At 75.8% G+C, this 13,084-nt stretch carries 15 protein-coding genes; 3 read left to right on the top strand and 12 right to left on the bottom strand.

The features are described 5' to 3' along the window. Positions 1 to 75 precede the first annotated feature (75 nt). Positions 76 to 444, bottom strand: coding sequence for a hypothetical protein (locus FGI33_RS11785; protein WP_119434277.1), 369 nt, complete (start codon positions 442 to 444; stop codon positions 76 to 78). Positions 445 to 540: 96 nt separating this feature from the next. Between FGI33_RS11785 and FGI33_RS11780 the strand changes: the two genes are divergently transcribed. From FGI33_RS11780 to FGI33_RS11770, 3 genes are read left to right on the top strand one after another with little or no spacing between them, the layout of a single operon-like run. Next, on the top strand, positions 541 to 1,545 hold the full coding sequence (locus tag FGI33_RS11780; RefSeq protein ID WP_119434276.1) for an aldo/keto reductase: 1,005 nt from the start codon (positions 541 to 543) through the stop codon (positions 1,543 to 1,545). A gap of 7 nt (positions 1,546 to 1,552) precedes the next feature. After that, positions 1,553 to 2,761, top strand: a complete 1,209-nt coding sequence (locus tag FGI33_RS11775) for a dipeptidase (protein ID WP_237581934.1) — start codon at positions 1,553 to 1,555, stop codon at positions 2,759 to 2,761. Next, positions 2,758 to 3,591: a GNAT family N-acetyltransferase gene (locus FGI33_RS11770; protein WP_237581933.1), complete on the top strand. Its 834-nt coding sequence runs from the start codon at positions 2,758 to 2,760 to the stop codon at positions 3,589 to 3,591. The genes FGI33_RS11775 and FGI33_RS11770 overlap by 4 nt, the downstream gene beginning before the upstream one ends. A gap of 24 nt (positions 3,592 to 3,615) precedes the next feature. Here the strand turns inward: FGI33_RS11770 and FGI33_RS11765 are convergent, their stop codons facing one another. The 11 genes from FGI33_RS11765 to FGI33_RS11715 all read right to left on the bottom strand — a co-directional run bounded on the left by FGI33_RS11765 (position 3,616) and on the right by FGI33_RS11715 (position 12,941). Beyond that, positions 3,616 to 5,445: a DUF2207 domain-containing protein gene (locus tag FGI33_RS11765; RefSeq protein ID WP_237581932.1), complete on the bottom strand. Its 1,830-nt coding sequence runs from the start codon at positions 5,443 to 5,445 to the stop codon at positions 3,616 to 3,618. Beyond that, complete coding sequence (locus tag FGI33_RS11760) at positions 5,438 to 5,815, bottom strand: hypothetical protein (protein ID WP_237581931.1); 378 nt, start codon at positions 5,813 to 5,815, stop codon at positions 5,438 to 5,440. The genes FGI33_RS11765 and FGI33_RS11760 overlap by 8 nt, the downstream gene beginning before the upstream one ends. A gap of 36 nt (positions 5,816 to 5,851) precedes the next feature. After that, positions 5,852 to 7,270 (bottom strand): serine hydrolase, encoded by a 1,419-nt coding sequence (locus tag FGI33_RS11755; RefSeq protein WP_119435339.1) that lies wholly within the window; start codon positions 7,268 to 7,270, stop codon positions 5,852 to 5,854. Between the two features lie 93 nt (positions 7,271 to 7,363). After that, positions 7,364 to 8,608 (bottom strand): glycoside hydrolase domain-containing protein, encoded by a 1,245-nt coding sequence (locus FGI33_RS11750; protein WP_119435340.1) that lies wholly within the window; start codon positions 8,606 to 8,608, stop codon positions 7,364 to 7,366. A 223-nt stretch (positions 8,609 to 8,831) separates the two neighbouring features. Then, on the bottom strand, positions 8,832 to 9,293 hold the full coding sequence (locus FGI33_RS11745; protein WP_237581930.1) for a phage holin family protein: 462 nt from the start codon (positions 9,291 to 9,293) through the stop codon (positions 8,832 to 8,834). 90 nt (positions 9,294 to 9,383) lie between these two features. Then, positions 9,384 to 9,989 carry a hypothetical protein gene (locus FGI33_RS11740; protein ID WP_119434876.1) on the bottom strand — a complete coding sequence of 202 codons (606 nt, stop codon included), beginning with the start codon at positions 9,987 to 9,989 and terminating at the stop codon, positions 9,384 to 9,386. After that, a complete protein-coding gene (locus FGI33_RS11735) occupies positions 9,986 to 10,564 on the bottom strand; it encodes a hypothetical protein (RefSeq protein ID WP_119434877.1) in 579 nt (192 codons plus the stop codon). Before FGI33_RS11735 ends, FGI33_RS11740 begins: the two co-directional genes overlap by 4 nt. Continuing rightward, positions 10,561 to 10,935: a hypothetical protein gene (locus FGI33_RS11730; protein WP_119403052.1), complete on the bottom strand. Its 375-nt coding sequence runs from the start codon at positions 10,933 to 10,935 to the stop codon at positions 10,561 to 10,563. The genes FGI33_RS11735 and FGI33_RS11730 overlap by 4 nt, the downstream gene beginning before the upstream one ends. Next, positions 10,932 to 11,120, bottom strand: coding sequence for a DUF2273 domain-containing protein (locus FGI33_RS11725; RefSeq protein ID WP_119434878.1), 189 nt, complete (start codon positions 11,118 to 11,120; stop codon positions 10,932 to 10,934). The genes FGI33_RS11730 and FGI33_RS11725 overlap by 4 nt, the downstream gene beginning before the upstream one ends. Next, on the bottom strand, positions 11,117 to 11,554 hold the full coding sequence (locus FGI33_RS11720) for an Asp23/Gls24 family envelope stress response protein (protein WP_011931563.1): 438 nt from the start codon (positions 11,552 to 11,554) through the stop codon (positions 11,117 to 11,119). Before FGI33_RS11720 ends, FGI33_RS11725 begins: the two co-directional genes overlap by 4 nt. Before the next feature lie 205 nt (positions 11,555 to 11,759). Continuing rightward, positions 11,760 to 12,941, bottom strand: a complete 1,182-nt coding sequence (locus FGI33_RS11715) for a helix-turn-helix transcriptional regulator (RefSeq protein ID WP_119434879.1) — start codon at positions 12,939 to 12,941, stop codon at positions 11,760 to 11,762. Positions 12,942 to 13,084: the final 143 nt, after the last annotated feature.

Genomic DNA, 13,084 nt, shown 5'->3' with positions numbered 1-13,084 from the left:
CCTGCGTCGATGCGGGTGGGTGCTCCCATCCTCGCGGGTCGACGGGGTGCGCGCGCCGAGGCGGCGGGCGTGCCGTCAGTCCAGGTCCTCGAGCCCCGGGACGGCCGTGCCGTCCTGCCGGTCGGCGGTGACGCTCGTGCTCGACTGCGACTGGCGGGCGCGGACGGAGACCGCGCGGATCCGGTCCACGGCGTCCGGGTCGCGCAGCTCGTCGTCCGAGGGACCGGCCTCCTCCACCACGATCTGGCTCGCCGGGCCGATGAGGATCGCGACCGAGCCGACGCCGCCCTCCGGCAGCCGGATCGGCACGGTCACGGTCGCCGCCGCCGTGCCCTCGCGCGCCAGCGCCTGGGCGCACTCGACGACGGCCCGGGCGATGTCGTCGCCCGTCAGGTAGCGCCCGTCGGCGTAGTGGATGGTGTGCACGCCTCCAGTGAAGGCCATGGCACCCGCGGCGCCTAGGGGCTTGTCGGCGGCGGCCAGGGGGTGGAGGGTCCGCCGCGCGCGGGACCGGGCGGGCGCCCTCGGTACGCTCGGCGGATGACCTACGTCGCTCATCCCGATCGCTACTCGTCCATGCCCTACCGCCGCTCCGGCCGCAGCGGCCTCAAGCTCCCGGAGCTGTCGCTCGGCCTCTGGCACAACTTCGGCACCGCCCGCCCCATCGACACCCAGCGCGCCATCGTCCGTCGCGCGTTCGACCTGGGCATCACCCACTTCGACCTCGCGAACAACTACGGCCCGCCCCCCGGCAGCGCCGAGACCGCGTTCGGCCGGATCCTCGCCGAGGACCTCCGCCCGTACCGCGACGAGATCGTCATCTCCTCCAAGGCCGGCTACCTCATGTGGGACGGCCCCTACGGCGAGTGGGGATCCCGCAAGTCGATGCTCGCGTCGCTCGACCAGAGCCTCGGGCGCATGGGCCTCGAGTACGTCGACGTCTTCTACTCGCACCGGCCGGATCCCGAGACGCCCATCGAGGAGACCATGGGCGCGCTCGCGACCGCGGTGCACCAGGGCAAGGCGCTCTACGCCGGCATCAGCAACTACTCGCCCGAGCAGACCGAGCGCGCGGTGGCGGCGCTCGCCGAGCACAAGGTGCCGCTGACCATCCACCAGCCGAGCTACTCCATGTTCAACCGGCACGTCGAGGGCGGGCTGCTGCCCGTGCTCGAGGAGGCGGGATCCGGCTGCATCGTGTTCTCGCCGCTCGCGCAGGGGCTGCTCACCGACCGGTACCTGTCGGGATCCATCCCCGCCGACTCGCGCGCCGCGACCAGCGGGTTCCTCGACGAGTCCGCCGTCTCCTCCGTCTACCTCGAGCGGGCGCGCGGCCTGCAGGCCGTCGCCGAGGGGCGCGGGCAGACGCTCGCGCAGCTCGCGCTCTCGTGGGTGCTGCGGCACCCGGGGATCACGAGCGCGCTCATCGGCGCGTCGAGCGTGGAGCAGCTGGAGCAGAACGTGGCCGCGGCCGGCGCCCCGGCGCTGACGGACGACGAGCTCGCGGCCATCGAGCCGCTGGCGGTCGACGGCACCGGGCGCTGATCCGCCGATGACCGGCTCGCCCGCCCCCTCGTCCGCGCTCGCCGACCGCGTCGGGCGCCTGCTCGACGCGCAGGGGATCGTCGACGGCCACGACGACCTGGCCTGGGCGCTGCGCGAGCGCGCGGTGCGGGAGGGCGGGCCGAGCGCGTCCGTCGGCGACGACGTGCTCGCGCGCCTCGCGGTGGAGGATGCCGTGCCCGGCCTGCACACCGACCTGCCGCGCCTCGCGCGCGGCCGGGTCGCCGCCCAGCTCTGGTCGGTGTGGGTGCCGGACCTGCCGGGCGTGGATCCGGTGCGCTCGACCATCGAGCAGATCGACGTCGTGCGCCGCCTGGTCGCCGCGCACCCGGATCGGCTCGCGCTCGCCGTGACGGCCGACGACGTGGACCGGGTGGTCGCGTCCGGCCGCGTCGCGTCGCTCCTCGGCATGGAGGGCGGCCACTCGATCGGCGGATCCCTCGGCGCGCTGCGGACGATGCGCGCGCTCGGCGTCCGCTACATGACGCTCACGCACAACGCGAACGTCGCCTGGGCCGACTCGGCGACCGACGCGCCCGTGCACCACGGGCTGAGCCCGGCGGGCGAGCGCGTGGTGGCCGAGATGGAGCGGATCGGCATGCTCGTCGACCTGTCGCACGTGTCGGCCGACGTGATGCGGCACGCGCTGCGGATCGCCCGGCGGCCGGTGCTGTTCTCGCACTCGGGGGCGCGCGCGGAGTGCGACGTGCCGCGCAACGTGCCCGACGACGTGCTCGCCGCGCTGCCCGCGAACGGCGGTGTCTGCATGGCCACGTTCGTCCCGCAGTTCGTGTCGCGCGCGGTCGCGGAGTGGCACGACGAGACGCTGGCGCTCGCCGTGGCGGAGGGCGTGGATCCGCGCGACCACGAGGGCGTGCAGGCCGTCGCCGCGCGGCGCCCGGGGGAGCGGCCGCGCGCGACGCTGGCCGACGTCGTGCGGCACGTGGAGCGGATCCGCGAGGTCGCCGGCCCCCGGCACGTGGGCCTCGGCGGCGACTACGACGGCGTCGACCGCACGCCCGACGGGCTCGAGGACGTGTCGCGCTACCCGGCGCTGATCGCGGCGCTCGCCGAGCGCGGCTGGTCGGACGACGACCTCCTGGCGCTCGCGGGCGGCAATGCGCTGCGGGTGCTGCGGGCGGCCGACGCGGACGACGAGGTGTCGCGCGGGCCCGCCGACGCGGGGGCGCTGGAGTGAGCGGGGAGTCGCGCGCCGGGACCGCTGTCGCGTCCGCCGCGGCCGTCGCCGCGATGGACCCGCGCCCCGCCGCCGCCCTGCTGGACGACCTCGCCGACCGCGGCTGGCCCGCCGCCGTCCGGGAGCGGCATCGCGGCTGGATCCTCCGCGCCGCCGACGGCGTGACCAAGCGGGCCAACTCGGCGCTCCCGGTCGGCCCCGTCGACGACCCGGACGCCGCGCTCGACGCCGTCGAGGACTTCGCGCGGCGGCACGGGATCGACGCGTGCGTGCAGGTGTCGCCCGCGTCCGAGCCGGCCGACCTCCCGGCGCGGCTGGCGGCCCGCGGCTACGTCGCCGAGGCGCGCACGCTCGTCCAGGTGGCCGACGCCGGCGCGGTGGCGGGGCGCCTGGCGGACGCGGCACCCGCGGATCCCGCGCTCGAGGTCACGCTCGCCGACGCGCCCGACGACGCCTGGCTCGACGCGTGGTGGAGCGTCGACGGGCGCGGTGGATCCGCGGAGCTGGCGGTCGGGCGCCGGATCCTCGAGCGGGGCCCCGCCGTCTACGCCGCGGTCCGCGACGGCGACCGCGTCCTCGCGACCGCGCGACTCGCGCTCGTCGACGGCTGGGGTGGCCTGTTCGCGGTCTCGACCCGGCCCGAGGCCCGGCGCCGCGGGCTGTCGCGCGCGGTGATGGCGGCCGCGGTCGACGCCGGGAGCGAGCGCGGGATCACGGCGCTGTGGCTGCAGGTCGTCGAGGAGAACGCCGGCGCCCGCGCGCTCTACGCCGGCCTCGGCTTCCGGGACGCGTCGCGCTACGAGTACTGGACGCGCCCCGCCGACGCGTGACGGGCCCGGGAGCGCGCGCGGCCGTCAGACCCCGCCGCCCCCGCCTCCTCCACCGCCGCCGCCGGAGGTCGTGCCTCCCGTGGATCCGCCGCTCGCGCTCGAGCCGGAGTACGTCGCGTGCATGCTCGACGACACCGAGCCGAGGCTCGCGGCGAACGCCGCGGGCGCGAACGGCGTCTGCCCGGAGTACCACTCCGGACGGCGCCGCTCGTGCTCGTAGCGGCGGCCGAGCTCGTCGGCCCACTCCTTCTCCTGGCCCGACATCGCGGCGTACGGCAGCAGCTCCTCGGTGAGGCGCAGCGCGTCGCGGTCGTCGCGCGGGAGATCCTGCCGCTCGGCGCCCGCGGGCGACTGCAGCATGCGGATCCGGTCGGCCTCGGCCAGCCGGATGAACAGGCGGAGCCCCACCAGGTGGTCGCGGAGGGCCACGCCGCGCTCGGTCAGCGGGTGCTTCGCGACCGCGAGGATCGTCGCGCCGAGCGCGAGCACGGCCGCCACGAGGAACGCGATCACGATCGGCCCGCCGTACGCGCCCACGAGCGACAGCACGGCGAAGGCGATCGCCGCGACCATGCCGAGCGTCGCGGCGACGAGCAGCAGCACGATCGGCACCACGGGCAGCGGCTTCCGCAGGCCGTCCGCGACGAGGCGCTTCCGGACCCCGGCCATCAGCCTCTGGATCCGCGTCGCCACCTTCGCGTCGGTGCGCGCCAGCTCCTTCACGGCGCCGGCCCCCGCCCCGTCGCCGAAGACCGCGGCGACGAACCGCCGCTCGTCGGGGTCGGCGATGCGCGAGGGATCCACGAGCTCCAGCGCGAAGGTCGGCTTCCGGCCGCCGTCCCGCTCCAGGATCCGCACCGCGCCGCGCACCGCGAGGTCGAGCAGGAGCGCGGTGGTCGCGCGCGCGGCGTTCCCCGTGATCACGGACGAGACCAGGATGCCCACGCCCTCCGGCGGGTCGTACTGCGCGACGATCGTGCCGCGGCCGGGCGCGTCGGACAGGCGACGCCGTCGCAGCACGAGGGCGCCCGCGGCGGCCGCCAGCGCGAGCAGCGCGCCCGCGAGCGACAGCGCCGGCCACGGCGCCGCCAGGAACGACGAGTCCCGCGCCGTGAAGGTCCCCCGATCGAAGCCGATCGAGAGGCTGAGGTTCTCGCGCGGCCCGAGGTCGGTCGCGCTCGCGGTGAAGCCCGTGCCGGTGCGGGTGATCTCGGCGGGCCCGTCCGCGCCCGCGGGACCCGAGGCCGCGTCCGCGCCGCCCGTGAGCCGCGGGAGGAGCGCCGGCGCGATCTCGACGGTCGCCGACACGCGCCCGAACGGCTGCGCCCAGCCGAGCCCGTTGACGTCCCAGTAGAACTCGTCGGCGTCCGTGTCCGCGTAGGCGCGGGTCACGTCGTGCTGCTCGTACTCGATCACGTAGGTCTGCTCGCCGCGCACGTACCGGTCCTCGTCGGCGATGGTGAGCACGAGCGCGCCGTCGTCCGTCTCGGACTCGTACGCGCGCGGATCCCCTGCGCCGTCGGTCACGGAGAGCACGCGGAGGCCGGTCGGGTGGCCGTCGTAGCCCTGCACGAGCTCGCGGCGGATCCCGCGGTTCTGGTCCCGGTCGGGGAACTCGGCCACGAGCGTCTCGGTGGTGCGGAGGACCGAGCGGCCGTCCGCGTCCGCCGACAGCCGGTAGACCGCGTCGAAGGAGCGGAAGGAGAAGTCGTCGACGTCGGCGTGCGCCGGCGCGGCGAGGCCGAGCGGGATCGCGAGCGCGGTCAGCAGCGCGGCGACGACCGCCAGGCGGATCCGGGCGGCGCGGCCCGTGCGGCGTCCGGCATCGTGCCGGATCCGCGCGCGCTCACGCACCGGCCGCTCCCGCGCTCGTGCCGGGCCCCGCATCCGTCAGCCGCCACTCGGCGACGAACGCGCGGACGCTCCGGGTCTCGAGGTCGAGGCGCACGCGCTGGAGGAGCTGGTCGGCGTCGGCGAGGTGGCCGGCGTCGGTGCGCAGGACCTCGCGGCCGGTGTCGATCCGCCGGACCACGAGCTGCGCCTCCCGCCCGAGCTCCACCGCGTCCGCCCCGACGGCCGCCATCGCGACGGCGCCGATCGCCCGGACCGCGCGCCGCACCGGCCGTCGCGGCCCGGGTTCCAGCACCGCCTCGAGGACCTCGGCGGCGACCGTCCCCTGCTCCGGCTCTCCGTCGCCCGTGGCGGATGCGTCAGCGCTCGTCATCGTGCTCCCCTCGCGCGGCCCCCGCCGCACCCGGAGTCAACCACGGGCGCCGTCCGCCAGCAGCGACGCGGCGTCCGCGGCGAGCCCCGTGTAGGCCGACTGCCGCTCGAGGTCGGCCGTCTCGCGCGCGGCCGCCTGCACGACCACCGTCCACGCGTCGTCGCCGTCCTCGACGAGGTAGGAGAGCGCGAGCGTGCCGACCGAGCTGCCGCCCTTGAACGCCACATGGTCGAAGCGTCCCGGATCGGGCAGGCCCGGGTTCGCCGCGAGGATCCCCCGCACGGGCTCCCCGGCGGGGGTCGCCGCCAGCTCGGCGAGGCGCGCGTGGGCGCGGGCGATGTCGTCGGGGGTCGCGAACCAGTCGGCGCCGTCGGTCCACACGACGTCCGTGACCGCGCTGACGGGGACGTCGATGGTCCCGCCCGGCAGCCCGTCGAGGAGCGCCCGCCGCTCGGCCGCGTCGCCGTCGGCCCACGCGTCGCGGAGCGCGCCGTCGTCCTGCCACCCGACGCGGAACAGGTCGCGCGTGGTCATGAGCGGCACGTTGCGCGGCGGATCCGAGTGGCCGAGGTCCGCGAGCGCCGCCTCCACGCGCTCCCGCCCGACCGCCTGGATCACCATGTCGGTGGCCGTGTTGTCGCTGATCGCGATCATCTTCTCGGCGGCGTCGCGGACGCTGACGACGGTGCCGGTCGGGGCGTCCTGCAGCTCGCCGGAGGGGAGGCTTCGCACGTCGTCGGTGACGGTGAGCGGGTCGTCCCAGCCGACGCGGCCCTCCTCGACCGCCTGCACGAGCGCGCCGAGCACGTAGAGCTTCACGATGGATCCGATGGGCCGCGCGTCCGTCGACCGCACGCCGTCGGGCAGCACCTCGAGGATCCGCTCTCCGAGCTCCCCGTCCGCGACGCGCGTGACCGTGAGCGACACGTCGCCGCCGAGCGCCGCGGCCTGCTCCTCGAGCTCGGCCCAGCTGGTCGCGGGCTCTCGGTCGCCCTCCGGCTCCCCGAAGAACAGGCCCGTGATGAGCCCCGCGTCGTCGATCGCGACCTGCATGTCGAAGGCGCCGGCCTCGGCGCTGGTGATGGTCGTCACCGCCTGCGGGCCCTGCTCCTCGTGCGCGGTCGCGGTCCACGGGCGGCCGGCGCGCACCTGCTCGAGCACGCCCGCGATGTCCTCGGCCGACGCCGCGTCGAGCATCACCTGCGCCAGGCGCTCGCCGGTCTCCTGCACGGGGACGGCGTCCTCGGCGTTCACCGTGTCGAGCAGCCACTGCGCCTGCTGGCCGACGGGCGATCCCGGCAGCACCACCGGCTCGACGGCGGGCGCGGACGCGGCGGGATCCGCGGGCGACGCCGAGCACGCGGCCAGGAGCGCGGTCACGGCGGCGATCGCGAGGGCGGTCGCGGCGCGGGCGGGACGGGATGGACGGGTCGGTCGGTGCGATGACGGGGCCATGCCCCCATCCGACAGGAACGGGGCCGCCCGGGCGTCCCCCAGGAGGGGGAATCGTCCGGGCGGCCCCCTGGGTCGCGTCGTTCCGGGGTGCGATCAGCCGCGCGGCTCGACCCGGCTCTGTCCCGCGTCGCGACCGGAGACGACGACCGTGTCGATGTCGAACGCCTGGTCGCCCGTGCCGATCGTGTGCTCGAGGATCTGGTCGAACGCCCAGTTCTCGGGGATGCGGACGCCGAGGTTCGCGCCCCAGCCGGTGGACATGTCGGCCACGTAGCTCAGCTCGGTGAGGTGCGCCGCGGCGAGGGTCGCGCAGATGCGGCGGCCGGCGTAGACGCCGACGCGGTAGGCGCTGCCGCGGCGGCGGAGCTCCGCGTGGATCCCGCGGAAGTACGGCTCGAGGTACGTCTCGACCTCGTCGCGCGTGGCGTCGAAGTCGACCGCGTAGTACACGGTGGTGCCCGGCAGGAAGCCGAGGCGGCGGGCGGCGTCGTCGGCGCGGCCGGCGGCGCGCACGCCGAGGTCGTACGAGAAGTACGTGGTGTCGGTGCCGCCCTCCTGGAAGATCGGCACGACCTTGAGGCCGCCCGCGAAGATCGCGTCGAGCTCGCCCTCCTGGATGCGCTTCGCCAGCGGGTCCGGGATGTCGGAGTCGGTGAGGTACCGGCCGACGATCGCGTACCCGGCGTCCTTCAGGGTCTTCGCGCGCTCGGCGGTGATGACGGTGATCCCGTCGGCCGCGGTGCCCGGACGTGTCGGGTCGCCATCGCTGGCGAGCAGCGCGGCCCAGGTGCGGTAGTCGCCGCGGCCGGTCTCGGGGAGCCCGACCGCGCGCTGGAACTGCGCGAGGCGCACGCCCTGCTCGGCGGAGAAGGCGCCGTCGACGGGCCCGTCCCACGTGCTCATGACGACGAGGGACGCCTGGAGGAGGTGCACGAGGTAGCCGGTGGTGTCGGCGGATCCCACGGCGAGCGTCGACTGCTGCTGGAGCGTCGTGCGGGTGAGCGGCCCGAACACGCCGTTGGCGGTGGCCTCGTCGATGCCCGTCTCGAGCTGGAGCGCGTGGATGAGGGCCCTGTGCGCGTCGCCGGTCCAGACGCCGTCGGTGGTGACGGCGGGGAAGCCGGCCCGGGCGCCGTAGCGCGCGGCCAGCTGGACCTGGATGTCGCGGACGACCGGGCGGCCGTTCGACGCGAGCGGGACCTGGGGTGCGGGGGACGCGGCGGTGGCGGCCTCGTCGGCGTGCGCGGGACCCGCGGCGACGAGGGCGACGGGGACGGCGGCGAGGGCGCCGCCCAGGACGGAGCGTCGGGACAGGACGGGGCGTCGGGACAGGTTCATCGGTGTGCCTCCCATGCCGGTCCGCCGAGCGCTCCGGTCCGCAGGGCGGCACGGTCGTCGGGGGACGGCGGTCTGCGGTTGTCCTCCGGCCTGATGGCGACGCGTCGTGCCGCCGGGCCGGGCGGGCGTGAACGGTCACCGTACGCGAGGCATGCGCGCGACGGCGCCCGGCGTCCACAGGGGAGCCGGGCGGCGCGCGTCAGGGGGAGCCGGGCGGCGCGCGTCAGCCGGCGACGGGCGCGGATCCCGCGGGCCCTGTCGACCCGTCGGATCCGCCGTCGCCCGCGCCCCGGTCGCCCGGGCGCATGCGGTCGCGCGCGTGGTGCAGCGTGTCGGACGGCACGGGCGGGACCCCGCGGGAGAGCCGCGCGAGCCCGACCCGCACGACGACCGCGGTCGCGATCCCGAACAGCGCCAGCGTGATGAGCGTCGCCGCCCAGAGCGGCAGCGCGAGCAGCAGGAGCGCCACGATCACCGCGGCGAGGAGCCCCAGCGAGACGAGCGCGAGCGCGACGCCCGCGCCGAGCATGATGGCGCCCGAGCGGGCGGATCGTGCGCGCTCGCCGATCTCGCGCTTGGCCGAGTCGATCTCGGCGCGCACCGCGCGGAGCAGGGGGTCGATGGCCTTCTGGGCGAAGGATCCGCCCAGCCAGCCGCCGCGGGAGGAGCTGTCGTCGTCGGTCATGGTGCGTCTCTTCTCTCGTGCGGTGGGGGCGGGCAGACGACCGCCCCGGCCGGATCTCCAGGATCCGGACCGGGGCGGTCGCGGGGTGGATCAGGCCAGGCGGGTCTCGCTCGTCATGCTGGAGCGGAGGCCGCCGGTGATCTGGATGACGACCGGCACCTCGGTGCCGAGCACGGCGTCGAGCCGTCCCACGGCCTCGTCGATCGTGCGGCGGACCGCGACGGGCGAGACGCCGCGACGGGCGACCGCGGTGACCCGCAGCGTGGTGGCGTGCGCCACCTCGAACGCCGTGACGTCGACGGACACGATCGCGGAGTCGTCCCGCAGCGCGTCCCCGAGGAGCTGCTCGGCGACCTTCGCGTCGATGACGACGGATCCGCCCGTGGGGGTGGAGGCGTCGCGACCGCCCTCGAGGCGCACGAGCGTCCCCGTGCGGCCGTGCCCCTGGCGGAGCGCGAACCAGGCGAGGACCACGATGAGCACGAGCGCCACGAGGGCGACGACCCAGAGGATCCACGGCTGCCCGCCGGAGAGCGCGTCCCCGACCGGCTGCTTCGCGTCGGACGCCGCGCCGGAGACCGAGGACTGCACGTCGGGCAGGAGGCTGCCTGCGCCGAGCGCGACGCCCGCGGCGATCAGGACGAGCCCGACGACGATGACGAGGAGGCGGTTCAGCGCCCTGTTCGTGCTGGTCATGAGCCCACCTTCCCGTCCTTCGCGAGCGTCACCTTGGCGGTGAGCTTCGGCGTGTAGTCGTAGCCGTCGAGCTCGGCCCGGACGGCCTGCTCGATGGTGGCCTTGTCCGGCGTGTATCCCGTGGAGGGGGTGAGCCGGACGAGCACCTGGCGCTTGGAGACGGAGACGTCGACCTGGTCGGGCGACACCTCGCCCGCGTAGCTGGCGGTGAGGGCGATGGAGCGGGCGATGACGCGGTCGTCGACGACGGCCGCGGTGCGTCCCACGCTGCCGCCGCGGCGGCCGCGGCTGCCGGGCTTGATGCCCACGATCACCAGGATGATGCCGACGATCGCGACCACGACGCCGATGGCGATGAGCGCCCCGGCCGGGGCCGACGCGGCGTCGAGCGTCGCCGACGCGAGGTCGGCGGGCGCGAGGAGCAGCGGCGCGGTGCCCACGGCCGCGAGGACCGACTCGGTGCCGAGCCAGGCGAGCACGAGGATCAGCAGCACGGCGAGCGTGATGGCGATGCCGGCGCGCGACGAGTGCGTCTCCCGCCGCACGAGGCGGCGGTAGGTGCTGTCGGTGCTCATGAGACCCTCCTGCGTTCCTGGATGCGGGCGCCCGTGATCCGGAGGTCGACCCGGCCCACGGTGGATCCCGTGAGGCCGAGCACGCGCTCGCGGACCTGGGTCTGCGCCTGCGTGAGGCGCTCCACCAGCGACCCCTCGCGGACCGGGCGGTCCGAGAGGGCGGGGACGCGGATGGGGGTGCGCGCCTCGACGGTGAGCTTGCCGCCGGCGTCCGTCAGCGTGACGCTGACGTCCGACGCGGGCACCTCGAGGGCGTCCGCGGTGACGGCGGAGACCACGCGGCGCACGGCGCGCGACGTGATCGTGGTGCGGCCGCGGGTCGCCTGCGACGCGGTGCCGGGCGTCCCGGGGGCCGCGATCGCGGAGCTCACGACGACCGGCGCCCGCGGAGGGCGTCGGCGAGGCCGCGGACGTCCAGCTTGCCCTCGAGGACGCGTCCGACGCCGAAGCCGACGGCCATGAAGATCAGGACGAGGAGGAAGCCGCCGAAGCCGAAGGTGAGTCCGGAGAGCGCGAGGACCGCCCCGACGAGGAGGCCCGTGACGGTGGGGGTCACTGGACGCGCTTCTCGGCCGCGTCGTCGTCGGACGACTTGTCGGACGGGAGGTTCACGTCGGTGATCGTGACGTTGACCTCGGTGACCTCCATCCCGACGACCTGGTCGATGGCGTCGGTGATGGCGGAGCGCACGTCGTCGGCGACCTGCTGCAGGTCGACCGGGTACTCGGCGATGAGCGTGACGTCGACGGCGACCTGGGTCTCGCCGACCTCGACGGAGATGCCCTGGCCGCGGTCCTGCTGGCCGATGACGTTGCGGATCGCGCCGACGGCACGGGCCGCGCCGTTGCCGAGGTCGTGGACGCCGGCCACCTGGCGGGCCGCGATGCCCGCGACCTTCTCGATCACGCCGTCGGCGATGGTGTTCTTGCCGCCGGTGGTGCCGGTGCCGGTGACTCCGGTGGACGCGGACGTGGGGGTGATGCTCGACATGGTGTCTCTCTCTCGTGGTGGTCGGACGGTGATGGTGGTGCAGCTGCGTGGCGCGGATCGGAGGGTGCCTCGCGATGCCGCCTCGTCATTCAGACGCATGGACCGGGTGGTTCGGCACGCGGTTCAGGCGACTCCCAGGGAAGGTGGACGCCGCTTCGCCTGCCGGACACGGCCGGGGGCGGGAGCGGATAGCGCCCGACGCCCGTCAGCCGCGGAGCGTCGCGCTCGGCAGCTCGCCGAAGCGCTCCGCGTAGGAGGCGGCGAACCGGCCGAGGTGGCCGAAGCCCCACTGCTCGGCGACCGCCCGGACGGTGGTCGTGGTGGGCGACGCGTCGCGCAGCTCGGCGCGCACGCGGTCGAGCCGGATCCCTCGGAGCAGCGCGCTCGGGGTCGTGTCCTCGTGGCGCCGCACGGCGAGCTGGAGCACGCGCGTGCTGATCCCCGCTGCCCGGGCCGCGTCGGCCGGCGTGATGGGTCGGTCGGCGTGGTGGTGCAGGTACTCGATGGCGGCCCGGACGGCGCTCATGCGCGGCGCCCGCATCTCCGCGCTGAACGGCACGTCGTGCCACGGGAACAGCTGGAGCGTGGCGCGGGCGACCAGGAGGCCGGCCTGCATCCGCAGCAGCGGGCTCGACGCGGCGTCCTGCAGCACGGGGCTCGCCTCGCCGACGGCGTGCCGCCACGCGGAGGTCTGCTCGGCCGACGGCGCGCGCGCGTGGTCGAAGACGAGGGGGCGCGAGCGGCCCTCGTGCAGCTCCGCGGCGGTCTCCTCGAGGAAGGTCGCGTCGATGTGCACGAGGTTCTGCACGGCGGGCCCGGAGCGGAAGCTGAAGGACCGGCCGGAGGGCAGGAGGAAGGGGCGGGTGCCGCTCGAGCGCACCTCGTGCGAGCCGATGTCGACCGCGCCGGATCCCTCGCGCCACCAGGCGACGACGTAGTCGGGCAGCACGGGCAGCCGGCCCCAGTGCTCGGCGGGGAAGACCGAGGAGCGGAGCGTCACGTTCTCGTCGCCGACGAACGAGTACCGGTACGCGAAGTCGCCCGGCCCCCTCTCGGCGCGGAAGTCGGTGCCCGGGTAGAGGGCGGTGTAGCGCGCGACGGCCTCGTCGAGGTCGGTGCCGGCCATGTGGCCGCGGCGGAGCGCGGGGGTCGGGGACTCCGCGGCCCAGTCCGCGAGATCCGCGTCCCGCTCGTCCGGCCGCGCGCCGCCCTCGTGGGGCGCGATGGTGTCGACGGTCGCGTCGGCGTCGTGCGGTCGGGCGGCAGGCGCCGAGCGGGTGGTACCCGACAGGCCGACGCCGCCGGCCCGCTCGGGGTCGAGCGCGGGGAGCGCGTGCAGGGGAGACGACTCGCGGTGGCGCCCGTCGGGCGCGGAAGCGGTGCTCATGGATCCTCCGTCCTGCGCGACCGGGATCCGATCGCGTGTCATGGAGTGGACGTTCCCGGCGGCGGTTTCGTCACGCTCGGGCGCCCATCGCGTCCGTGCGGCCGCGACGCCGCCGGACGGCGGGCCGGGACACCTGCTCGGCG

This window comes from Clavibacter phaseoli, assembly GCF_021922925.1.
In the GTDB taxonomy this organism is placed as follows: domain Bacteria; phylum Actinomycetota; class Actinomycetes; order Actinomycetales; family Microbacteriaceae; genus Clavibacter; species Clavibacter phaseoli.
Note: the sequence above shows the minus strand (reverse complement) of the source record. Positions and strands in the feature narration are given on the sequence as shown.